22 protein-coding genes are annotated in these 22,183 nt (G+C 67.0%); 9 read left to right on the top strand and 13 right to left on the bottom strand.

What is annotated here, in order from left to right; translation table 11 throughout:
- Positions 1-7: 7 nt before the first annotated feature.
- Both gatA and gatC read right to left on the bottom strand, forming a co-directional pair.
- A complete protein-coding gene (gatA, locus tag SBP02_RS16450) occupies positions 8-1,459 on the bottom strand; it encodes an Asp-tRNA(Asn)/Glu-tRNA(Gln) amidotransferase subunit GatA (protein WP_318646363.1) in 1,452 nt (483 codons plus the stop codon).
- 16 nt (positions 1,460-1,475) lie between these two features.
- Entirely contained in the window at positions 1,476-1,763 is a 288-nt protein-coding gene (gene gatC, locus SBP02_RS16445; protein WP_318643362.1) for an Asp-tRNA(Asn)/Glu-tRNA(Gln) amidotransferase subunit GatC, read from the bottom strand.
- A 229-nt stretch (positions 1,764-1,992) separates the two neighbouring features.
- Between gatC and mreB the strand changes: the two genes are divergently transcribed.
- The 8 genes from mreB to tldD all read left to right on the top strand — a co-directional run bounded on the left by mreB (position 1,993) and on the right by tldD (position 12,928).
- On the top strand, positions 1,993-3,030 hold the full coding sequence (gene mreB / locus SBP02_RS16440) for a rod shape-determining protein (protein ID WP_213641231.1): 1,038 nt from the start codon (positions 1,993-1,995) through the stop codon (positions 3,028-3,030).
- Positions 3,031-3,165: 135 nt separating this feature from the next.
- On the top strand, positions 3,166-4,068 hold the full coding sequence (gene mreC, locus SBP02_RS16435) for a rod shape-determining protein MreC (protein WP_369960438.1): 903 nt from the start codon (positions 3,166-3,168) through the stop codon (positions 4,066-4,068).
- On the top strand, positions 4,065-4,553 hold the full coding sequence (gene mreD, locus SBP02_RS16430; protein WP_318643358.1) for a rod shape-determining protein MreD: 489 nt from the start codon (positions 4,065-4,067) through the stop codon (positions 4,551-4,553). The genes mreC and mreD overlap by 4 nt, the downstream gene beginning before the upstream one ends.
- Positions 4,554-4,595: 42 nt before the next feature.
- Positions 4,596-5,225, top strand: coding sequence for a Maf family protein (locus SBP02_RS16425; protein ID WP_318643356.1), 630 nt, complete (start codon positions 4,596-4,598; stop codon positions 5,223-5,225).
- On the top strand, positions 5,222-6,679 hold the full coding sequence (gene rng / locus SBP02_RS16420) for a ribonuclease G (RefSeq protein WP_318643354.1): 1,458 nt from the start codon (positions 5,222-5,224) through the stop codon (positions 6,677-6,679). The genes SBP02_RS16425 and rng overlap by 4 nt, the downstream gene beginning before the upstream one ends.
- A 31-nt stretch (positions 6,680-6,710) precedes the next feature.
- Entirely contained in the window at positions 6,711-10,538 is a 3,828-nt protein-coding gene (locus SBP02_RS16415) for a YhdP family protein (protein WP_318643352.1), read from the top strand.
- 76 nt (positions 10,539-10,614) lie between these two features.
- Positions 10,615-11,469: a carbon-nitrogen hydrolase family protein gene (locus tag SBP02_RS16410; RefSeq protein WP_318643350.1), complete on the top strand. Its 855-nt coding sequence runs from the start codon at positions 10,615-10,617 to the stop codon at positions 11,467-11,469.
- 16 nt (positions 11,470-11,485) lie between these two features.
- Entirely contained in the window at positions 11,486-12,928 is a 1,443-nt protein-coding gene (tldD, locus tag SBP02_RS16405; RefSeq protein ID WP_318643348.1) for a metalloprotease TldD, read from the top strand.
- 40 nt (positions 12,929-12,968) lie between these two features.
- Here the strand turns inward: tldD and yjgA are convergent, their stop codons facing one another.
- Positions 12,969-13,487, bottom strand: a complete 519-nt coding sequence (yjgA, locus tag SBP02_RS16400) for a ribosome biogenesis factor YjgA (RefSeq protein ID WP_318643345.1) — start codon at positions 13,485-13,487, stop codon at positions 12,969-12,971.
- A gap of 105 nt (positions 13,488-13,592) precedes the next feature.
- Here yjgA and pmbA point away from each other — a divergent pair, with 105 nt between their 5' ends.
- A complete protein-coding gene (gene pmbA / locus SBP02_RS16395) occupies positions 13,593-14,939 on the top strand; it encodes a metalloprotease PmbA (RefSeq protein WP_318643343.1) in 1,347 nt (448 codons plus the stop codon).
- Positions 14,940-15,009: 70 nt separating this feature from the next.
- Here the strand turns inward: pmbA and SBP02_RS16390 are convergent, their stop codons facing one another.
- From SBP02_RS16390 to SBP02_RS16345, 10 genes are all read right to left on the bottom strand, one after another.
- A complete protein-coding gene (locus tag SBP02_RS16390; RefSeq protein ID WP_318643341.1) occupies positions 15,010-15,282 on the bottom strand; it encodes an HPr family phosphocarrier protein in 273 nt (90 codons plus the stop codon).
- A 12-nt stretch (positions 15,283-15,294) separates the two neighbouring features.
- Positions 15,295-16,152 (bottom strand): RNase adapter RapZ, encoded by an 858-nt coding sequence (gene rapZ, locus SBP02_RS16385; RefSeq protein ID WP_318643339.1) that lies wholly within the window; start codon positions 16,150-16,152, stop codon positions 15,295-15,297.
- Positions 16,153-16,161: 9 nt separating this feature from the next.
- Positions 16,162-16,626, bottom strand: a complete 465-nt coding sequence (gene ptsN, locus SBP02_RS16380; protein WP_318643337.1) for a PTS IIA-like nitrogen regulatory protein PtsN — start codon at positions 16,624-16,626, stop codon at positions 16,162-16,164.
- A 15-nt stretch (positions 16,627-16,641) separates the two neighbouring features.
- Positions 16,642-16,950, bottom strand: a complete 309-nt coding sequence (gene hpf, locus SBP02_RS16375) for a ribosome hibernation-promoting factor, HPF/YfiA family (protein WP_255837325.1) — start codon at positions 16,948-16,950, stop codon at positions 16,642-16,644.
- 189 nt (positions 16,951-17,139) lie between these two features.
- Positions 17,140-18,648 carry an RNA polymerase factor sigma-54 gene (locus SBP02_RS16370; RefSeq protein ID WP_318643332.1) on the bottom strand — a complete coding sequence of 503 codons (1,509 nt, stop codon included), beginning with the start codon at positions 18,646-18,648 and terminating at the stop codon, positions 17,140-17,142.
- Positions 18,649-18,782: 134 nt separating this feature from the next.
- Positions 18,783-19,508: an LPS export ABC transporter ATP-binding protein gene (lptB, locus tag SBP02_RS16365; RefSeq protein WP_318643330.1), complete on the bottom strand. Its 726-nt coding sequence runs from the start codon at positions 19,506-19,508 to the stop codon at positions 18,783-18,785.
- A gap of 2 nt (positions 19,509-19,510) precedes the next feature.
- Positions 19,511-20,053: a lipopolysaccharide transport periplasmic protein LptA gene (gene lptA, locus SBP02_RS16360; protein WP_318643328.1), complete on the bottom strand. Its 543-nt coding sequence runs from the start codon at positions 20,051-20,053 to the stop codon at positions 19,511-19,513.
- Positions 20,040-20,609 (bottom strand): LPS export ABC transporter periplasmic protein LptC, encoded by a 570-nt coding sequence (gene lptC, locus SBP02_RS16355; RefSeq protein WP_318643325.1) that lies wholly within the window; start codon positions 20,607-20,609, stop codon positions 20,040-20,042. Before lptC ends, lptA begins: the two co-directional genes overlap by 14 nt.
- A gap of 8 nt (positions 20,610-20,617) precedes the next feature.
- Positions 20,618-21,142 (bottom strand): KdsC family phosphatase, encoded by a 525-nt coding sequence (locus SBP02_RS16350; RefSeq protein WP_318643323.1) that lies wholly within the window; start codon positions 21,140-21,142, stop codon positions 20,618-20,620.
- Positions 21,142-22,116: a KpsF/GutQ family sugar-phosphate isomerase gene (locus SBP02_RS16345; protein WP_318643321.1), complete on the bottom strand. Its 975-nt coding sequence runs from the start codon at positions 22,114-22,116 to the stop codon at positions 21,142-21,144. The genes SBP02_RS16350 and SBP02_RS16345 overlap by 1 nt, the downstream gene beginning before the upstream one ends.
- Positions 22,117-22,183: the final 67 nt, after the last annotated feature.

Raw genomic sequence — 22,183 nt, 5'->3', positions numbered from 1 at the left:
ATCGTCCTCAGAATCCAGCCGGAGCTTGTTGATGCCAGTCGGTCACCGTCTGGTACTGGTGCGCAACATTGAGCAGGCGGCCTTCCTGGAAATAGGGGGCGAGCAGCTGCACGCCGACCGGCAGGCCGTCGACGAAGCCGGCGGGCATCGACAGGCCGGGGATGCCGGCCAGGTTGGCGGTGATGGTGTAGATATCTTCCAGGTAGGCGGAGACCGGGTCGTTGCTCTTCTCGCCGAGCCTCCAGGCCGGGTTCGGCGTGGTCGGGCCGAGGATCACATCGACCTCCTCGAACGCCTTGACGAAGTCGTTCTTGATCAGCCGGCGGATCTTCTGCGCCTTGAGGTAGTAGGCGTCGTAGTAGCCGGCGGACAGCGCGTAGGTGCCGACCATGATGCGCCGCTTGACCTCGGCACCGAAGCCCTCGCCACGCGAGCGCTTGTACAGGTCTTCCAGGTTGACCGGGTTCTCGCAGCGGTAGCCGAAACGCACGCCGTCGAAGCGCGACAGGTTGGAGCTGGCCTCGGCCGGTGCGATCACGTAGTAGGCCGGGATCGCGTGCTGCATGTTCGGCAGGCTGATGTCCTTGACCGAGGCGCCGAGCCTCTTCAGCTCCTCGATCACCGCCATGACCTTCTCGCCGATGCGCGCGTCGAGGCCGGCGCCGAAGTATTCCTTGGGCAGGCCGATGCGCAGGCCGGCCAGCGGCTGATTCAGGGCGGCCAGGTAGTCGTCCACCGGCTGGTCGACGCAGGTGCTGTCCTTCGGGTCGAAGCCGGCCATGGCCTGCAGCAGCAGCGCGCAGTCCTCGGCGGTGCGGGCCAGCGGGCCGCCCTGATCGAGGCTGGAGGCGTAGGCGATCATGCCCCAGCGCGACACGCGGCCGTAGGTCGGCTTGAGGCCGGTGAGGTTGGTCAGCGCCGCCGGCTGGCGGATCGAGCCGCCGGTGTCGGTGCCGGTGGCGGCCGGCAGCAGGCGCGCGGCCACCGCGGCGGCCGAGCCGCCGGAGGAACCGCCGGGCACGCGCTCGAGGTTCCAGGGGTTCTTCACCGGGCCGTAGTGGCTGGACTCGTTGGCCGAGCCCATGGCGAATTCGTCCATGTTCAGCTTGCCCAGGGTCACCGCGCCGGCGCTGGCGAGCTTCTCCACCACCGTGGCGTCGTAGGGCGCCTTGAAGCCCTGCAGGATCTTGGAGGCGCAGCTGGTCAGCACGCCCTGGGTGCAGAACAGGTCCTTGTGGCCGATCGGTGCGCCGAGCAGGGCGCCGTTCTCGCCGCTGGCGCGGCGCGCGTCGGCGGCCTTGGCCTGGGCCAGGGCCTGCTCCTCGGTGACGCTGATGAAACTGTTGAGCTGCGGGTCGAGGCGCTGGATGCGCGCCAGCAGCTCGCGGGTCAGTTCCTCGGCGGAAAATTGCTTGGCGGCGAGGGCGCGGGCGATCTCGGCCAGGGTCAATTGATGCATGGCGTGGCTCATTCCCTTACTCGATGACTTTCGGAACCAGGTACAGGCCGTTTTCCACGGCCGGGGCGATGGCCTGGTAGGCGTCGCGCTGGTTTTCTTCGCGCACTGCGTCGGCGCGCAGGCGCTGGGTGGCTTCCAGCGGGTGGGCCAGGGGCTCGATGCCGGTGGTGTCCACCGCCTGCATCTGGTCGACCAGGCCGAGGATGCTGTTGAGGGTCTCGGTGGTGCGCGGAATATCGTCTTCACTCAGGCCCAGGCGGGCCAGGTGGGCGATTTTTTCCACGTCGGAGCGTTCAAGCGCCATTGGGGTTCTCCAATAGAGGGCAGCCAGTGGAAATTGTGAACGGGGCGCCGTGCATGCAAAAAGATGCAGGGAACGGATGCCGTGAGCTGGCGGTCAAAGGCCGCGATGATGGGCTCTGGAGCCCGGAAAAACAGGCAATCTAACATATCGGCGCCTTGCTCAAAATCCCTCCCGTTGTTAGAGTTTGCCGCACTTTTTTACCCACGCGTTGCCTAGGGTCCCTAATCCCATGTTCAAGAAACTGCGTGGCATGTTTTCCAGCGATCTGTCGATCGACCTGGGCACTGCCAATACCCTTATTTATGTCCGCGAACGTGGCATCGTGCTGAACGAGCCGTCCGTGGTCGCGATCCGCACCCATGGCAACCAGAAGAGCGTCGTCGCCGTCGGTACCGAAGCCAAGCGCATGCTGGGCCGTACCCCGGGCAATATTTCCGCCATCCGTCCGATGAAGGACGGGGTGATCGCCGACTTCAGCGTCTGCGAGAAGATGCTGCAGTACTTCATCAACAAGGTGCACGAGAACAGCTTCCTGCAACCCAGCCCGCGCGTGCTGATCTGCGTGCCGTGCAAGTCGACCCAGGTCGAGCGCCGTGCCATCCGCGAATCGGCCCTGGGCGCCGGCGCCCGCGAGGTGTTCCTGATCGAAGAGCCGATGGCCGCGGCCATCGGTGCCGGCCTGCCGGTGGAAGAGGCCCGTGGCTCCATGGTCGTCGACATCGGCGGCGGCACCACCGAGATCGCCCTGATCTCGCTGAACGGCGTGGTCTATGCCGAGTCCGTGCGGGTCGGCGGCGACCGTTTCGACGAGGCCATCATCACCTATGTGCGCCGTAACTACGGCAGCCTGATCGGCGAATCCACCGCCGAGCGCATCAAGCAGGAAATCGGCACCGCCTACGCCGGCGGCGAGCTGCGCGAAGTCGACGTGCGCGGGCGCAACCTGGCCGAGGGCGTTCCGCGCAGCTTCACCCTGAACTCCAACGAGGTGCTCGAGGCGCTGCAGGAGTCCCTGGCGACCATCGTCCAGGCGGTCAAGAGCGCCCTGGAGCAGTCGCCGCCGGAACTGGCTTCGGACATCGCCGAGCGCGGCCTGGTGCTGACCGGTGGCGGCGCGCTGCTGCGCGACCTGGACAAGCTGCTGGCCCAGGAAACCGGCCTGCCGGTGATAGTCGCCGAGGACCCGCTGACCTGCGTGGCGCGCGGCGGCGGCAAGGCCCTGGAGATGATGGACCGTCACACCATGGACCTGCTGTCCACGGAGTAAGGCGCCAGTCCCTCGTCTCGAGCTGCAAGCCGGGTCCTTATCCGCTTGCAGCTTTTTATTGCCGCCTGACGTCTTGAGGAATCGCCCATCAAACCGCTATTTGCCAAGGGACCTTCGCTCGGTGTACGCCTGTTGGTGCTGACCGTGCTGTCGGTCGCGCTGATGGTGGTGGATGCGCGCTTCACCCTGCTGCAGCCCCTGCGCAGCCAGCTGGGGGTGATAGTCGAGCCGGTCTACTGGCTGGGTCGCTTGCCCCTGACTCTCTGGGAGGGGGCCACCGAGGAGCTCAGTTCGCGCAGCGAGCTGGCGGCGGAGAACGAGAAGCTCAAGGCCGAGCAGCTGATGATGCAGCGCCGCCTGCAGAAGCTCGCCACCCTCACCGAGCAGAACGTGCGCCTGCGCGAGCTGCTCAATTCGGCGGCCTTGGTCGACGACGAGGTGCTCGCCACCGAGCTGATCGGCATCGACCCCAACCCCTTCACCCATCGCATCCTCATCGACAAGGGCGAGAAGGACGGCGTCCTGCTCGGCCAGCCGGTGCTCGATGCCCGCGGGCTGATGGGCCAGGTGGTCGAGGTGATGCCCTACACCTCGCGGGTGCTGCTGCTCACCGACACCACCCACAGCATTCCGGTGCAGGTCAACCGCAATGGCCTGCGCGCCATCGCCAGCGGTACCGGTAACCCGGAGCGCCTGGAGCTGCGCCATGTGGCCGACACCGCGGACATCAAGGAGGGCGACCTGCTGGTCAGCTCCGGCCTCGGTCAGCGCTTCCCGGCCGGCTATCCGGTGGCCACGGTGAGCGAGGTGGTCCACGACTCCGGCCAGCCCTTCGCCATCGTCCGCGCCGTGCCCACCGCCAAGCTCAACCGCAGCCGCTATATGTTGCTGGTGTTCACCGACCCGCGCAGCCCGGAGCAGCGCGCGACCGAGTCGGCCGAGGCGCAGGAGGCCGCCGATCGCCAGCGGCAGGAACAGGAGGCGTCGGCGGCTGCCGAGACGGCGGGGTCATCGACTGTCCAGGAGGTTGAGCAATGATCGCCGTTCGCGCGCGCAACGTCTGGGTGATCTGGTTCAGCCTGGCCCTGGGCCTGGTGCTCAGCGTGGCCTCCCTGCCGAGCTTCATGGAGAGCGGTCGCCCCCTGTGGCCGGCCCTGCTGCTGACCTACTGGGTGTTGGCCCTGCCGCACCGGGTCGGCATGGCCACGGCCTGGTTCATCGGCCTGCTCGCCGACGTGCTCAACGGCACGCTGCTGGGGCTCAACGCCCTGGTGCTGACCCTGATCACCTTCCTGGTGCTGAGCCTGCACCAGCGCCTGCGCATGTTCCCCCTGTGGCAGCAGAGCATGGTCTTGCTGGTGGTGTTCGGCCTGGCCCAGTTGCTGCACTTGTGGCTCAATGCCTTGACCGGCAGTCGCCCGCCGACCCTGGCGTTCGTCCTCCCGGCCCTGGTCAGCGCACTGCTGTGGCCCTGGGTCCATGCCCTGCTGCGCGGCGTGCATCGGCGCCTGGGTGTCAACTAAGCGGGGCACGGCCCCGCCACTACCCCACAGGGAGAGGTCTTGATGGCCACGCTATACCTGGCTTCGGGGTCGCCGCGCCGGCGCGAGTTGTTGGCGCAGATCGGCGTGCCCTTCACCCCCCGTATCGTCCCCGTCGATGAGTGCGTCTTGCCCGGCGAGTCGGCCGAGGCCTATGTCGAGCGCCTGGCGCGGGAAAAGGCGCTGGCCGCATTGGCCACCCTGGAGCAGGCGGCCGATGCCGTGGTGCTGGGCGCCGATACCGCGGTGGTGCTCGAGGGCCGTATCCTCGGTAAGCCGGCGGATCGCAGCGAGGCCCTGGAGACCCTTGGCGCGCTGTCCGGGCGCGAGCACCAGGTGCTGACCGCCGTGGCCCTGGCGTCGCCGGCGCGGGTGACATCGCGGGTGGTGGTCAGTCAGGTCGGCTTCCGTGCGCTGAGTCGCGCCGAGATCGAGGCCTACTGGGCCAGCGGCGAGCCCCGGGACAAGGCCGGCAGCTATGGTATCCAGGGCCTGGCGGCGGTGTTCGTCAGGCAGTTGCAGGGCAGTTATTCGGCGGTGGTCGGCCTGCCCCTGTGCGAAACCGCCGAGTTGCTCGCCGAGTTCGCCATTCCCTGCTGGCAGGCGCGGTCGGTCGCGGCTTCCCGCCCCAATGCACAAGAGATGGACCCATGAGTGAAGAGATTCTGATCAATATCACGCCAATGGAATCGCGCGTGGCGGTGGTGGAGAACGGCGTGCTGCAGGAGGTGCATGTCGAGCGCACCCAGCGTCGCGGCATAGTCGGCAACATCTACAAGGGCAAGGTGGTGCGGGTGCTGCCGGGCATGCAGGCGGCCTTCGTCGACATCGGCCTGGAGCGCGCGGCCTTCATCCACGCCTCGGAAATCTCCAGCCGCGAAGGTTCGGCGGTGGAAACCATCAGCGCCCTGGTACACGAGGGCCAGAGCCTGGTGGTGCAGGTGACCAAGGACCCGATCGGCAGCAAGGGCGCGCGCCTGACTACCCAGCTGTCGATCCCCTCGCGCTACCTGGTGTACATGCCGCGTACCAGCCACGTGGGCATCTCGCTGAAGATCGAGGACGAGGGCGAGCGCGAGCGTCTCAAACAGGTGGTCGCCGACTGCATCGGTGACGAAGGCATCGAGGAGGCCGGCGGCTTCATCCTGCGCACCGCCGCCGAGGGCGCGGGGGCCGACGAGATTCTCATCGACATCCGCTACCTGCGCCGCCTGTGGGACCAGATCGCCGTACAGATGCAGAATGCGCCGGCGCCCTCGGTGATCTACGAGGACCTGTCCCTGGCCCTGCGTACCCTGCGCGATCTGGTCAGCCTGCGTACCGAGAAGCTGCGCATCGACTCGCGGGAAACCTTCCAGAAGATCGCGCAGTTCGTCGCCGAACTCATGCCGGAAATCGCCGACCGCCTGGAGCACTATCCGGGCGAGCGACCGATCTTCGACCTGTACGGGGTCGAGGACGAGATCCAGCGGGCCCTGGAGCGCAAGGTGCCGCTGAAGTCCGGCGGTTACCTGATCATCGACCCGGCCGAGGCGATGACCACCATAGACGTCAACACCGGCGCCTTCGTCGGCCACCGCACCCTCGAAGAGACCATCTTCAAGACCAACCTCGAGGCCGCCACCGCCATCGCCCGCCAGCTGCGCCTGCGCAACCTGGGCGGGATCATCATCATCGACTTCATCGACATGGAGGACGAGGAGCATCAACGCCAAGTGCTCCGCACTCTGGAGAAGCAGCTGGAGCGCGACCACGCCAAGACCAATATCATCGGCATCACCGAACTGGGTCTGGTGCAGATGACCCGCAAGCGCACCCGCGAGAGCCTTGAACAGGTGCTCTGCGAGCCCTGTACCAGCTGCCAGGGGCGCGGCAAGTTGAAGACCCCGGAAACCATCTGCTACGAGATCTTCCGTGAGATCCTCCGTGAGGCCCGTGCCTACCAGCCCGAGGGCTACCGGGTATTGGCCAACCAGAAGGTGGTGGACCGTCTGCTCGACGAGGAGTCGGGCAATGTCGCCGACCTGGAGAGCTTCATCGGCCGTACCATCAAGTTTCAGGTCGAGACCATGTACTCCCAGGAGCAATACGATGTGGTGCTGTTGTGACCGGGTGCCCGCTGTTCAAGGATTGAGCTGAATGGATCGCTTGACCCGCTGGCTCGCCGCCGTCCTGCGCTGGGCGTTGGCCTGTTGTGCCTTGCTGCTGGTGCTGGCGGCGCTGTTCGTCAGCCTCGGCCGCGAGCTGGTGCCCTGGGTCGCCGAGTACCGTCTGGAGGCCGAGGATCGGGGCCGCGCGCTGCTCGGCCTGCCGCTGGAGATCGGCAGCCTGGAAGGTCGCTGGCAGGGCTTCGCGCCGCTGCTGATCGGTCGCGACGTGCGCCTGGGCGAGGGCCCCGGGGCGCTGCACCTGGATCAGCTGCGGGTGCGCCCGGACCTGCTGGCCAGCCTGCTGGCGCGCGAGTTGCGGGTGGCGGCACTGGAGCTGGAGGGGCTGCAGCTCGGCGTGCGCGAGGACGCGCAGGGTGCCTGGTCGCTCAAGGGATTAGTGCCCGGTGGCGCCGGTGGCGGCGTCGATGTCGCACAGTTGCTCGGGCGGCTGCAGCGGGTCGAGCGCCTGGCGTTGCTCAACAGCCAGGTGAGCGTCGAGGCCTGGAAGCGTCCCGTACAGACCCTGACCTATGTCAATCTGAGCCTGCGCAATGGCCCCAGCCGCCAGCGTCTGGACGGCCGCCTGCTGCTGCCCGACGGTCAACCGCTGGCTCTGCAGCTGAGCTCGCGGCTGCAGGCCGAGCGCTGGCGTGAGGCCGAGCTGCAGCTGTATCTGAGCCTGCCGCAGAGCGACTGGGCGCGCTGGCTGCCGCCCAGCGTGCTGCGGCAGTGGCGGGTCGAGCAGTTGCAGGCCGGCGGCGAGCTCTGGCTGTCCTGGGCCGACGGCGCGGTGCGGCGTGCCGTGGCGCGCCTGCACGCGCCCCGGTTGCAGGCGGGTTATGCCGAGCGCCAGGCGGTGAGCCTGCAGGACCTGGCGCTGAATGCCTACTTCTCTCGTACCGCTCAGGGCTTCGAGCTGCTGCTGGACGATCTGGCGTTGAGCCAGGGCGAGAGCCGCTGGGGCGAGGTGCGCCTGGGCCTTAGCCAGGTGCGCGACAGTGCCGAGGCCGAGGAACAGTGGCAGTTGGCGGCCGATCACCTCGACCTGGCGCCCCTGGCGCCCCTGGTGAGTGCCCTGGCGCCGTTGCCGGACCAGGCCCTGGGGTTGCTCGAGCGGCTGCAACCCCGTGGGGCGCTGCGCAATGTGCGGCTGGACTATCGGCCGCGCATCGCCGGTGACAAGCGTCTGCAGTTCGCCGCCAACCTCGAACGCATCGGCTTCGCGGCCTATGAGGCCGTGCCTGCGGCGCAGAACATCAGCGGCAGCATCAGCGGCGACCTGGGGCAGGGCGAGCTGCGCCTGGATGCGCAGGACTTCGTCCTGCATCTGGGTACCCTGTTCCCCAAGCCCTGGCACTACAGCAAGGCCAATGCCCGCCTGACCTGGCGCCTCGACGAGCAGGCCTTCACCCTGCGCAGCCCCTACCTGCAGGTGGTCGGCGAGGAGGGTGAGATCGCCGGCGACTTTCTCATTCGCCTGCTGCGCGACCCCCAGGCGGAAGACTACATGGACCTGCGCGTCGGCCTGCGCCAGGGCGATGCCCGCTACACCGAGAAGTACCTGCCGACCCGCTCGCCGGGGTTCGAGCCGCAGCTGGCCCACTGGCTGCAGACGGCTATTCGTGGCGGCGTGGTGGATGAGGGCTACTTCCAGTACCAGGGTTCGCTGAACAAGGGCGCGGCGGATGCGGCGCGCAGTCTCAGCCTGTTCTTCGCCGTGCACGATGCCGAGCTGGCGTTCCAGCCGGGCTGGCCGGCCCTGCGCGAGGGGCGTGGCGAGGTCCTGATCGAAGACAGTGGCGTGCGCGTGCGCCTGGCCGAGGGGCGTCTGCTCGACAGCCGGATACGCCAGGCGCGGGCCGAGATTCCCCATGCCGGAGTGGGGCGGGTGCCGCACCTGCAGCTGGAGGCCGAGGTGCAGAGCAGCCTGGGCGATGCCCTGCGGCTGCTCCAGGAGACCCCTATGGGCACGGCCGACACCTTCGCCGGCTGGCAGGGCGAAGGCCCGCTCGATGGTCGGCTCACGCTCGACCTGCCCCTGCAGCAGGGCTTGCCGGTGGCCGTGGTGGTCGATTTCGCCACCGAGGGCGCCCGCCTCGAACTGGCCAATCCGCAGCTGAAGCTCAGCCGCCTGCGCGGGGCCTTCCGCTATGACTCCGCCACGGGCCTGAGCGCCCCGGATATCCGTGCCCGGGCGCTCGGCCACGCGTTGCGCGGCAAGGCCGTCGCGCAAGGCCGCGGCGGCCAGGCGAGCACGCGCATCGAGGCCCACGGCCAGGTGCCGCTGGCAGAGCTGAGCGCCTGGCTGGGCGTCACCGCGCCGCTGCCTCTCAGCGGCACTTTGCCCTACCGCCTGCGCCTGAACCTGGACGGACTCGACAGCCAGTTGCGGGTGGACTCCAACCTGCAGGGCCTGGCCATCGCCCTGCCGGCACCCTTCGGCAAGTCCGCCGAGGAGCAGCGCTATGCCGACTGGCGCATGACCCTGGGCGGCGCCGAGCGCCGCTACTGGCTGGACTATGCCGAGCTGGCCAGCCTGTCCTTCGCCGCCCCTGCGGACAATCCGGGAGAGGGGCGCGGCGAACTGCGCCTGGGCGATGGCCCGGCGTTGTTGCCGACGGCCAAGGGGCTGCGCCTGCGCGGGCGGCTGTCCGAGCTGGACTGGGCCGCCTGGCAGGCCGTCTTGCAGCCTTATCGAAGCCTGGCGCAGGACGACGCTCAGCAACTGTTCAAGGATGCGCAGCTGCAGATCGCCCGCTTCACGGGTTTCGGCGGCAGCCTGGACGATCTCGCCGTGCGCCTCGGGCGCGCCGACGCCGGTTGGGCCCTGAGCCTGGACAGCCAGACGCTCAAGGGGCAGGTGCGACTGCCGGACGCGGACACCGCCCCGATCGCGGTCAGCCTGGACTACCTGCGCCTGCCGCCGGCCGAGCCGAAGACCGCAGTGGCCGTCGACAAGCCCGACCCGCTGCAGAACCTCGACCCGCGGCAGATTCCGGCCCTGGACGTGCAGGTCGACCGGGTCTTGCAAGGCGAGGAGCTGCTGGGGGCCTGGTCGCTGAAGGCGCGGCCGAGTCCGAACGGCGTGCGCTTCGACGATCTGCGGCTGCAGCTCAAGGGCCTGCAGCTCGATGGCAGCGCCGGCTGGGAGGGCGCACCGGGCGCCAGCGCCAGTTGGTACAAGGGCCGCCTGCAGGGCCGGGACCTGGCCAAGGTGTTGCTGGCCTGGGGCTATGCGCCGACGGCCAGCAGCGAGCGCTTCCGTCTGGATGTCGACGGGCGCTGGCCGGGCTCGCCGGCCTGGGCCAGTCTCAAGCGCTTCTCCGGCAGCATGGATGCGGTGCTGCGCAAGGGGCAGTTCGCCGAGGTGCAGGGCTCGGCGTCGGCACTGCGGGTGTTCGGCCTGCTCAACTTCAACTCCATCGGCCGGCGCCTGCGCCTGGACTTCTCCGACCTGCTCGGCAAGGGCCTGAGCTATGACCGGGTCAAGGGCCTGCTGGCCGCCACCGACGGGGTGTTCGTCACCCGTGAACCGATCACCCTGACCGGTCCGTCCAGCAACCTGGAGCTGGATGGCACCCTGAACATGGTCAACCAGCAGATCGACGCCAAGTTGCTGGTGACGCTGCCGGTGACCAACAACCTGCCGCTGGCCGCGCTGATCGTCGGTGCGCCGGCCATAGGCGGCGCGCTGTTCGTGGTCGACAAGTTGCTCGGCGACCGAGTGGCGCGCTTCGCCAGCGTGCAATACGACGTCGAGGGAGACCTGGCGGACCCCAAGATCACCTTCGACAAACCCTTTGAAAAGCCGCAATAAGCCCGGGCCGGCCATGCAGGCCGAGGCCGAGGCTTGTAAGCTGGGTAACCGATAGAGTCCCCGAGATGGAGAGGCCATGACCCTCGCCGTGATTCAGCTGGTCAGCCAGGACGATGTGCTCGCCAACCTGGCCAGTGCCCGGCAGCGCCTGGAACAGGCGGCGCAGGCCGGGGCGCGCCTGGCGGTGCTGCCGGAGAACTTCGCCGCCATGGGGCGTCGTGACCTCGCCGCCCTGGGACGCCGCGAGGCGCTCGGCGAGGGGCCGATCCTGCCCTGGTTGCAACAGACCGCACGCGACCTGCGGCTATGGATAGTCGCCGGCACCATTCCCTTGCCGCCGGACGGCCAGCCCGAGGCCAAGGCCCATGCCTGCTCGCTGCTGATCGACGAGCAGGGCCAGCGAGTGGCGCGTTACGACAAGCTGCACCTGTTCGACGTGGATGTGAGCGACAGCCGCGGCCGCTATCGCGAGTCCGACGACTACGCCCATGGCGCGCGGGTGGTGGTGGCCGACACGCCCGTTGGGCGGTTGGGTTTGACGGTGTGTTACGACCTGCGTTTCCCTGAACTCTATGGGGCCCTGCGCGAGGCGGGCGCCGAACTGATCAGCGCGCCCTCGGCCTTCACCGCGGTTACCGGCGCCGCCCATTGGCAGGTGCTGATCCGTGCCCGGGCCATCGAGACCCAGTGTTATGTGCTGGCCGCCGATCAGGGCGGCACTCATCCGGGTGGCCGCGAGACCCATGGCCACTCGGCTATCGTCGACCCCTGGGGGCGTATCCTTGCCGAGCAGGCCAGCGGCGAGGCCGTGCTGCTGGCGCCCCGCGATGCCGCCGAGCAGGCGGCGATCCGCCAGCGCATGCCGGTGGCCCGGCACAAACGATTTTTCGCCGCGGCCGACCCGCGGTTGCCAGATTCGGAACAGTCATGAACGAGATGATGCAGTTATGAGCCAGATGTTGATGTCCGTCAGCGAGCACCTGTTGTCCCCAGGCGGCCTGAGCCTCGACCACCTGCCCAGGGTGCTGGGCGAGCTGGCCGGCCCGGGTATCGACGCCGCCGACCTGTATTTCCAGAGCCAGGTCTCCGAAACCTGGGTGCTGGAGGATGGCATCGTCAAGGAGGGCAGTTTCAACCTCGACCAGGGTGTCGGCGTGCGCGCCCAGTCCGGCGAGAAGACCGGTTTCGCCTACAGCAATGCGATCACGCCCGAGGCACTGGGCCAGGCCGCGGGCGCGGCCCGCTCGATCGCCCGGGCCGGTCAGCAGGGCCGGGTGCTGGCCTTCAGCAATCCACTGGTCAGTGCCCTGTATGCCCCGGACAACCCGCTGGACGTGATCGACCGGGCGCAGAAGGTCGAGCTGCTCCAGCGCATCGACCAGGCCACCCGTGCCCTCGACCCGCGCATCAAGCAGGTCACGGTGAGCCTGGCCGGGGTCTGGGACCGGGTGCTGGTGGCGGCCAGCGACGGCAGCCTGGGCAGCGATGTGCGTCCGCTGGTGCGTTTCAATGTCAGCGTCATCGTCGAGCAGAACGGCCGCCGCGAGCGCGGCGGCCACGGCGGCGGCGGGCGCACCGATTACCGCTATTTCCTCGCCGAGGACCGGGCCATGGGCTACGCCCGCGAGGCGTTGCGCCAGGCCCTGGTCAACCTCGAGGCGGTCGCCGCGCCGGCCGGCAGCATGCCGGTGGTGATGGGGGCCGGCTGGTCCGGGGTGCTGCTGCACGAGGCGGTCGGCCATGGCCTGGAGGGCGACTTCAACCGCAAGGGCAGCTCCGCCTACAGCGGCCGCCTGGGCGAGAAGGTCGCCTCCAGCCTATGCACCATCGTCGACGACGGTACCCTGGCCGAGCGCCGCGGCTCCCTGAGCATGGACGACGAGGGCACGCCCACCGAATGCACCACGCTGATCGAGAACGGCGTGCTCAAGGGCTATATGCAGGACAAGCTGAACGCTCGCCTGATGGGCGTGGCCTGCACCGGCAACGGCCGTCGCGAGTCCTACGCGCACCTGCCGATGCCGCGCATGACCAACACTTACATGCTGGCCGGCGAGAGCGACCCGGAGGAGATCATCCGCTCGGTGAAGAAGGGCATCTACTGTGCCAACCTCGGCGGCGGCCAGGTCGACATCACCAGCGGCAAGTTCGTCTTCTCCACCAGCGAGGCCTACCTGATCGAGGACGGCAGGATCACCGCGCCGGTCAAGGGCGCCACCCTGATCGGCAACGGCCCGGAAGCCATGAGCCGGGTGTCGATGGTCGGCAACGACCTGGCCCTGGACAGCGGCGTCGGCACCTGTGGCAAGGACGGCCAGTCGGTGCCGGTGGGCGTCGGCCAGCCGACCCTGAGGATCGATGCGATCACCGTAGGTGGCACGGGGGCGTAGGGTGGTTTAGCCGAAGGCGTGACCCAGCGTCACGGCAGACTTAACGCAGCCCGCGCTGGCTTTCGTCCAGTTCGCGGATGTACTTGAAGATCTTGCGTGCGGCGGCCGGCGCCTTGTTCTGCGCCGCTTCGTGCTGGGCCTGACGGATCAGCTGGCGCAGGTGCTGGCGATCGGCCTGGGGGTAGTCGCCGACGAAGGCTTCCAGGGTCTCGTCGCTGCCGCCCAGCAGGCGGTCGCGCCAGCGTTCCAGGTTGTGGAAGCGTTCGTTGTACTGGCGCGTGGAGGCGTCCAGCTGATCGAGCAGGTGGGTGATGGCGTCGATGTCCTGCTCGCGCATCAGCTTGCCGATGAACTGGATATGGCGCTTCTTCGCCACATTGGCCGTGTGTTTCGGCGCCTCGGCCAGGGCGCGGCGCAGGGCATCGGTCAGGGGTAGCTTGTTCAGCAGGTCGGGCTTTAAGGTGGTCAGGCGCTGCCCCAGGTCTTGCAGGGCATGCAGCTCGCGTTTGACCTGGGATTTGCTCTTCTCGCCGGAGAAGTCGTCAAGGTATTCGGGCATGGGGGTGGTCCAGTGGAAAACGCCGTCATGATAGCAGCAAGTTTCCGGCCGCAAGCGTCCGGTCCATGCGGGACCTAGCTTGTCGCCCATCGCTTAGGAGTGTTTATGAGTGCAGTAGAAGGGGTCGGCCCCGCCGCCGTGCCGCAGTTGCAGGCCCAGGTCGAGCAGATCATAGCCGAGGCCAAACGGCAGGGCGCCAGCGCCTGCGAGGTGGCCGTATCGGTGGAGCAGGGGCTGTCCACCAGCGTGCGTCGCGGCGAGGTGGAGACGGTCGAGTTCAACCGCGACCAGGGCTTCGGCATTACCCTCTATGTCGGCCAGCGCAAGGGCTCGGCCAGTACCTCGGCCAGCGGCGAGGCGGCCATTCGCGAGACCGTGGCGGCGGCCCTGGCCATCGCCAAGCATGCCTCCGAAGACGAGTGCGCCGGGTTGGCCGATGCCGCGCTGATGGCCCGTGAGCTGCCGCAACTGGACCTCTATCACGCCTGGGCGATCAGTCCGGAGCAGGCCATCGAGCAGGCGCTGCGCTGCGAGGCGGCGGCCTTCGCCGAGGATCCGCGGATCAAGAATGCCGATGGCACCACCCTCAATACCCATCAGGGTTGCCGGGTGTACGGCAACAGTCATGGTTTCGTCGGCGGCTACGCCAGCACCCGGCACAGCCTGAGCTGCGTGATGATCGCCGAGGAGGGCGGGCAGATGCAGCGCGACTACTGGTACGACGTCAATCGCCAGGGCGAGTTGCTGACCGATGCCGCCGATATCGGTCGCCGCGCCGCGCAGCGTACAGTCAGTCGCCTGGGCGCGCGGCCGGTGCCGACCTGCGAGGTGCCGGTGCTGTTCTCCGCCGAGTCGGCCACCGGGCTGTTCGGCCATTTCCTGTCGGCGATTTCCGGCGGCAACCTCTATCGCCAGTCGTCCTTCCTCGAAGGCGCCTTGGGGCAGCAGCTGTTCCCCGAGTGGCTCAAGCTCGACGAGCGTCCGCACATCCCGCGTGCTCTGGGCAGCGCGGCGTTCGACGGCGACGGCCTGGCGACCTACGCGAAGTCCTTCGTCGAGGGCGGTGAGCTGCTGTCCTACGTGCTGGGCACCTATTCCGGACGCAAGCTGGGCATGCCCAGCACGGCCAACGCCGGTGGCGTGTACAACCTGTTCGTCAGCCACGGCGACGAGGACCAGCAGGCGCTCCTCAAGCGCATGGGCCGTGGCCTGTTGGTCACCGAGCTGATGGGGCACGGCCTGAACCTGGTCACCGGCGACTACTCGCGTGGCGCCGGCGGCTACTGGGTGGAGAATGGCGAGATCCAGTTCCCGGTGCAGGAAGTGACCATCGCCGGCAACCTGCGCGACATGTTCAGGCAGATAGTCGCGGTGGGCAGCGATCTGGAGCTGCGCAGCAATATCCGCACCGGCTCGGTGCTGATCGAGCGCATGACGGTGGCCGGCAGCTGACGGCCGACCGCGCAACGCAAGAGGGGCTGCCCGCGGCAACGGGCAGCCCCTCTTTTTATTGGGCGCCTGGCTATTCGCCTTCGTCGAAGTAGTTGTTGATCAGTTCGACCAGCGCCTCCAGGGCATCGTGATCCTGCTCGCCTTCGGTGTGCAGGTGGATCGGCGTACCCTTGCCGGCGGCCAGCATCATCACCGCCATGATGCTCTTGCCGTCCACCAGGCTCTCCGGGGCGCGGCCGACCTTGACCTTGCAGGGATAGCGGCCGGCCACGCCGACAAACTTGGCCGCGGCACGCGCGTGCAGGCCCAGCTTGTTGATGATGGTGATTTCGCGGGAGGGCATTGCGGTGTTTCCTTAGCTGAGGTCGCGGTGGCGAACCTGAACGTTCTTCAAGGTGGGCTTCAGGGTATCACCCAGGCGATTGGCCAGGTACACCGAGCGGTGGTGGCCGCCGGTGCAGCCGATGGCCACCGTGACATAGGCGCGGTTGCTGGCGGCGAAGCGCGGCAGCCATTTGTTCAGGTAGGCGAGGATGTCCTGGAACATCTCCTCGACATCGGCCTGGGCCGCCAGGTACTCGGCCACCGGCTGGTCGAGGCCGGAATAGTCGCGCAGGTCGGGCTTCCAGTAGGGGTTGGGCAGGCAGCGCACGTCGAACACCAGGTCGGCATCCACCGGCATGCCGCGCTTGAAACCGAAGGACTCGACCAGGAAGGCGGTGCCCGGTTCCGGTTGGTTGAGCAGGCGCAGCTTGAGGCTGTCGCGCAACTGGTAGAGGTTGAGGTGGGTGGTGTCGACCTTCAGGTCGGCCAGGTCGATGATCGGCCCGAGCAGCTGGCTCTCGTCGGCGATGGCCTCGGCCAGCGAGCGCTGCGCGTTGGTCAGGGGGTGGCGCCGGCGCGTCTCGGAGAAGCGCTTGAGCAGGGTCTCCTCGTCGGCATCCAGGTAGAGCACGTCGCACTGGATATGGCGGCTGCGGACTTCGGCGAGCAGTTCGGGGAAGCGCTTGAGCTGGCTGGGCAGGTTGCGGGCATCGATGGAGACCGCCACCTGGGGATGCAGCAGCTCGGTGTGCAGCAGGGCGCGCTCGGCCAGTTCCGGGAGCAGGCCGGCGGGGAGGTTGTCGATGCAATAGAAGCCGTTGTCCTCGAGGACATCGAGGGCGGTGCTTTTGCCGGAGCCGGAGCGACCGCTGACGATGATCAGGCGCATGAGGGAGTCCTAACGGCTGCTTTGTATGTCCACCACGACCTGATACAGGGAGTCGCTGCCTTGTGCTTGACGCAGGCGCTCGCGCACGTCGCTGCGGTCGAGCATGCTGGCGATCTGGCGCAGCAGTTCCAGGTGCTCGTCGGTGGCCGCCTCGGGTACCAGCAGGACGAACAGCAGGTCGACCGGAGCGCCGTCGATGGCGTCGAAGTCGACCGGCGCATCCAGGCGCAGCAGAGCGCTGATCGGCGCGCTGCAGCCGGGCAGGCGGCAGTGCGGGATGGCGATGCCGTTGCCGAAGCCGGTGGAGCCGAGCTTTTCGCGGGCGATCAGGCTTTCGAAGATGTCCTGGCCGTCCAGCTCGGGCAGCTCGCGTGCCACCAGGTTGGCAATCTGTTCGAGTACGCGCTTCTTACTGCCGCCCGGCACGTTCACCAGGGAACGGCCGGGGGTCAGGATGTTTTCGAGTCGGATCATGGGAGGTGAGCGAGGTCAGCGGGCCATGGCGCCCTGCTGGCGTTCGAGCTGCTTTTCCTTGTGCTTGATGAGTTGTCGGTCGAGTTTGTCGGTGAGCAGGTCGATGGCGGCGTACATGTCGTCATGCTCGGCGTTGGCGACCACTTCGCCGCCGGCGATGTGCAGGGTCGCTTCGATCTTCTGCTTAAGCTTCTCGACCTCCATGGTGACCTGCACGTTGGTGATCTTGTCGAAATGGCGCTCCAGTCGATTGAGTTTCTCGTCGATGTAGTCGCGCAGGGCGTCGGTCACATCCAGCTGATGTCCACTGATGTTGACTTGCATACCGCTTTCTCCTTGTTGCCGTGTTTATGAGGCAGGCTGTCGAGCCTGCCGCGGGAACACCTTGGCGTGGAAGACTCATCAACAGCGACTCCGGCATGGGGCTCCCTGGGCCGGTTACGCGGGCCGTTTAGGGGAAGGCTTGGCTGGGTCGGGTTCTGTTTGTTGATCGGTCTTCCTTTGAGTGTCGCCTTACACCAACCGCTTGCGCTCACTGGAGGGCGCTATACCGAGGGACTCACGGTATTTGGCGACCGTACGGCGGGCCACTTGAATGCCCTGTGCCTCCAGTAAACCAGCGATCTTGCTGTCGCTCAACGGCTTTTTTGCATTTTCCGCGGCCACCAGTTTCTTGATGATCGCGCGGATGGCGGTGGATGAGCATTCGCCCCCTTCGGCGGTGCTGACGTGGCTGGAGAAGAAGTATTTCAGTTCGTAGATGCCGCGCGGGGTGTGCATGAATTTCTGCGTGGTGACCCGCGAGATGGTCGACTCGTGCATGCCCACGGCTTCGGCGATGTCGTGCAGCACCAGCGGCTTCATCGCCTCGTCGCCGTAGTCGAGGAAGCCGCGCTGGTGTTCGACGATCTGGGTGGCGACCTTCATCAGGGTCTCGTTGCGGCTCTGCAGGCTCTTGATGAACCAGCGCGCCTCCTGCAACTGGTTGCGCATGAAGGTGTTGTCGGCGCTGGAGTCGGCGCGTTTGACGAAGCCGGCGTACTGCGGGTTGACCCGCAGGCGGGGCATGGCTTCCTGATTCAGCTCCACCAGCCAGCGCTCGTTGTGCTTGCGTACGATGACGTCGGGCACCACGTACTCCGGCTCGCCGGACTGGATCTGCGAGCCGGGCCGCGGGTTGAGGCTCTGGATCAGTTCGATGACCTGGCGCAGCTCGTCTTCCTTGAGCTTGGTGCGGCGCATCAGCTGGCTGTAGTCGCGGCTGCCGAGCAGGTCGAGGTAGTCGCTTGCCAGGCGCTGGGCCTCGCTCAGCCAGGGGGTCTTGGCGGGGAGTTGGCGCAGCTGCAGCAGCAGGCATTCGCGCAGGTCGCGGGCGGCGACGCCGGCCGGTTCGAACTGCTGGATGCGGTGCAGTACCGCCTCGACCTCGTCCAGTTCGATGTCCAGCTCCGGGTCGAAGGCCTCGACCACTTCCTCCAGGCTCTCTTCCAGGTAGCCCTGCTCGTTGATGCAGTCGATCAGGGTGGTGGCGATCAGGCGGTCCTTGTCGGACATCGGCGCCAGGTTGAGTTGCCAGAGCAGGTGGCTCTGCAGGCTCTCACCGCTGGAGGTGCGGGTGGTGAAGTCCCACTCGTCGTCATCGTTGCTCGGCAGGCTGCTGGCGCTGGTCTGGTAGACGTCCTCCCAGGCGGTGTCGACCGGTAGTTCGTTGGGGATGCGCTCATTCCACTCGCCGTCTTCCAGGTTGTCCACGCTCTGCGTGCTTTCCTGATAGCCGGCTTCCTGATAGGACTCTTCTTGCTTGTCGGCGGAGGATGGGGTGTCGGCGCCGTCGGCCATGGGGTCGGAGTTGTCGAAGTCGTCGCCGTCTTCCTGGCGCTCGAGCATCGGGTTGGACTCCAGGGCCTCTTGGATCTCCTGTTGCAGATCCAGGGTAGACAGTTGAAGTAGGCGAATGGCCTGTTGCAGCTGCGGGGTCATCGTCAGCTGCTGGCCCATTTTCAGGACTAGCGATGGTTTCATTGCAGACCTTCTATACCGGCGTCTGTGCGCGATCCACTACAGGGCGCCGAGGCGCCACAAGGAAAGCAAATTATATGCCCGGTCTCGAGTGGTTTGCCTAGCGCTAGCTGCTGTTCGGTCGAGAAAAGCCGCTGTTACAGGCGGAACTCGTGGCCCAGGTAGACTTCTTTGACCATCTGGTTGGCCAGGATGGCGTCGGCGTTGCCTTCGGCGATCAGCTGGCCGTCGTTGACAATGTAGGCCGTTTCGCAGATGTCCAGGGTCTCGCGGACGTTGTGGTCGGTGATCAGTACGCCGATGCCCTTGGACTTGAGGTGGTGGATGATCTGCTTGATATCGCCGACCGAGATCGGGTCGACCCCGGCGAAGGGTTCGTCGAGCAGAATGAACTTGGGGGCGGTGGCCAGGGCGCGGGCGATTTCCACGCGGCGGCGCTCGCCGCCGGACAGGCTCATGCCGAGGTTGTCGCGGATATGGCTGATGTGGAATTCCTGCAGCAGGCTTTCCAGCTCCTGGCGCCGCGCGGCGCGATCGAGTTCCTTGCGCGTCTCGAGGATGGCCATGATGTTGTCGGCCACGCTGAGCTTGCGAAAGATCGAGGCCTCCTGCGGCAGGTAGCCGATGCCGGCGCGGGCGCGACCATGCATGGGCTGGTGGCTGACGTCGAGCTCGTCGATCAGTACCCGGCCCTGGTCGGCCCGGACCAGGCCGACGATCATGTAGAAGCAGGTGGTCTTGCCGGCGCCGTTGGGGCCGAGCAGGCCGACGATCTGTCCGCTGTCGATGCTCAGGCTGACGTCGCGGACGACCTGGCGACCCTTGTAGCTCTTGGCCAGGTGCTGGGCTTTCAATGTGGCCATTATCACTGCGCCTGCTGGTCGGCTGGTTTGTTCTTCGGCTGAATCACCATATCGATACGCGGTCGCGGCGTGGACACCTGGGCGCCGGTGGCGCGGCCGGCGTTGACGATCTGGCGTCGGGTGTCGTAGACGATCTTCTCGCCTTCGAAGGTGTTGCCTTCCTGGATCACCTTGGCCTGGTCGATCAGCACGATGCGTTCGCTGGCGGCGAAGTACTGGATGGTCAGGCCGTAGGCCTGGACGATCTGCTTGTCCGCGGCCGGCTTCTGCTCGTAATAGGCGGGCTTGCCTACCGAGGTGAAGATCTCGATCTCGCCCTGGGCATTCTGGGTGATGGTCACGGTGTCGCCGGTGATCTTCAGGGTGCCCTGGGTGATGATGACGTCGCCGCGGTAGACCGCTACGCCTTGTTTGTCGTCCAGCTCGGCGCTGTCGGCTTGCACGCGGATCGGCTGTTCGCGATCCGATGGCAGTGCCCAGGCGCAGGCGCTTCCGAGCGCGGCGCTCAAACTGAGCAGAAGGGGGAGGGTTTTAACGAACCTCATGCTGGCCTCTTACGTTGGACTGCAGGAGCATCCTGCCGTCGTTCAAGTACGCTTTCATTCCTTGCGCCGTGGTCACCCCATTGGCCGCGTCGATTCTAACGGCTTGCTGGGTCTGCGCATATTCCTTCTCCGGGAATACGGTCAGGCGGCTGGTGGTGAGGATGGTCGGACGGCCCTTGGCGTCGGTGCGCTCGACTCGCACCTGGTCGATCAACTCGACTTCCTTGCCCTCGGGGGCGACCTCGCCGCGCACGCTGCGGACCTTCCAGGGGTATTGAGTACCACGATAGAGGTGCAGGTTAGGCTCGCTCAGCAGGGTGATATCGGTCGCCTTGATGTGTTCCAGCTTGCTGGTGGTCATCTCGTAGTGCAGCTTGCCGTCGGCCTGGTACTGCAGGGTGTTGGCGCCGATCACGTAGAAATCGATGGTGTTGTCCGTGCCGGCCCGTGCCGGTCTGTCGGAGAAGCTCTCGGGGCTGATGTTCCAGTAGCCGACGGCGGCCAGCAGGGCGGCGGCGACGGCGAACAGGGTGAGGTTCAGCAGTTTGCGCAGCATAGTGGACTCTATAGATAGGCGGCTTGGGCGGCGTCGAGGCTGCCCTGGGCGCGCATGATCAGCTCGCAGAATTCGCGGGCGGCGCCTTCTCCGCCGCGGGCCTGGGTCACGCCGTGGGCGTGTTGACGGACGAAGCCGTCGGCGCTGGCCACTGCCATGCCCAGGCCGACCCGGCGGATCACCGGCAGGTCGGGCAGGTCGTCGCCGAGGTAGGCGACCTGTTCATAGCTTAGGCCGAGTTCGCCGAGAAGCTCGTCGAGCACCACCAGTTTGTCCTCGCGGCCCTGGTACAGGTGCTGGATGCCGAGGTTCTGCGCGCGGCGCTCGACTACCGGGGTCTTGCGGCCGCTGATGATGGCGGTGCGTACGCCCGAGGCGATGAGCATCTTGATGCCATGGCCGTCCAGGGTGTTGAAGGTCTTGAACTCGCTGCCGTCGACCAGGAAGTACAGCTTGCCGTCGGTGAGCACGCCGTCCACGTCGAAGATCGCCAGTTTCACCGCCTGGGCGCGTTGCTGCAGTTCGGGATTCATCACATCACTCCGGCACGCAGCAGGTCGTGCATGTTCAGGGCGCCAATGGGGCGGTCGTCGGTGTCGACCACCACCAGGGCGTTGATCTTGTGGTCTTCCATGATCTTCAGGGCCTCGGCGGCGAGCATGTCCGGGCGGGCGGTCTTGCCGTGGGCGGTCATCACTTCGTCGATCCGCGCCTCACGCACGTCGAGGCCGCGATCCAGGGTGCGGCGCAGGTCGCCGTCGGTGAAGATGCCGGCGAGGCGGCCGTCCGCCTCCAGCACCACGGTCATGCCCAGGCCTTTCTGGGTCATCTCCAGCAGGGCCTCGCGTAGCGAGGTGCCGCGTTGCACCTGGGGCAGGCTGGCGCCGGCGTGCATCACGTTCTCCACCTTGAGCAGCAGGCGCCGGCCGAGAGCGCCGCCCGGATGGGAGAAGGCGAAGTCCTCGGCGGTGAAACCGCGGGCCTCCAGCAGGGCGATGGCCAGGGCGTCGCCGAGCACCAGGGAGGCGGTGGTGGAGGAGGTCGGTGCCAGGTTCAGCGGGCAGGCTTCCTTCGGCACGCGGGCGTCCAGGTTGACCTCGGCGGCCTTGGCCAGCGGCGAGTCGGGATTGCCGGTCATGCTGATCAGACGGATGCCCAGGCGCTTGATCAGCGGCAGCAGGGTGACGATCTCCGCGGTCGAGCCCGAGTTCGACAGGGCCAGCACCACGTCGTCGCGGGTGATCATGCCCATGTCGCCGTGGCTGGCTTCGGCCGGGTGCACGAAGAAGGCGGTGGTGCCGGTGCTGGCAAGGGTCGCGGCGATCTTGCTGCCGATATGCCCGGACTTGCCCATGCCGACCACCACCACCCGGCCCTTGCTGGCCAGGATGAGCTCGCAGGCGCGAACGAAATCGCCGTCGATCCGTTGCAGCAGCTCTTCGACCGCCTCGAGCTCGAGGCGGATGGTCCGCTGGGCGGACTTGATCAGCTCATTGGGTTGATTCATAGCATTGTCGAGGCGTGCCGAGGAAAAAGGCGGCGATTATAGCGGGAAAGTGTGGCGGGCTCACCCT

The sequence above is a fragment of the Pseudomonas benzenivorans genome (genome assembly GCF_033547155.1).
Taxonomy (GTDB): domain Bacteria; phylum Pseudomonadota; class Gammaproteobacteria; order Pseudomonadales; family Pseudomonadaceae; genus Aquipseudomonas; species Aquipseudomonas benzenivorans_B.
Note: the sequence above shows the minus strand (reverse complement) of the source record. Positions and strands in the feature narration are given on the sequence as shown.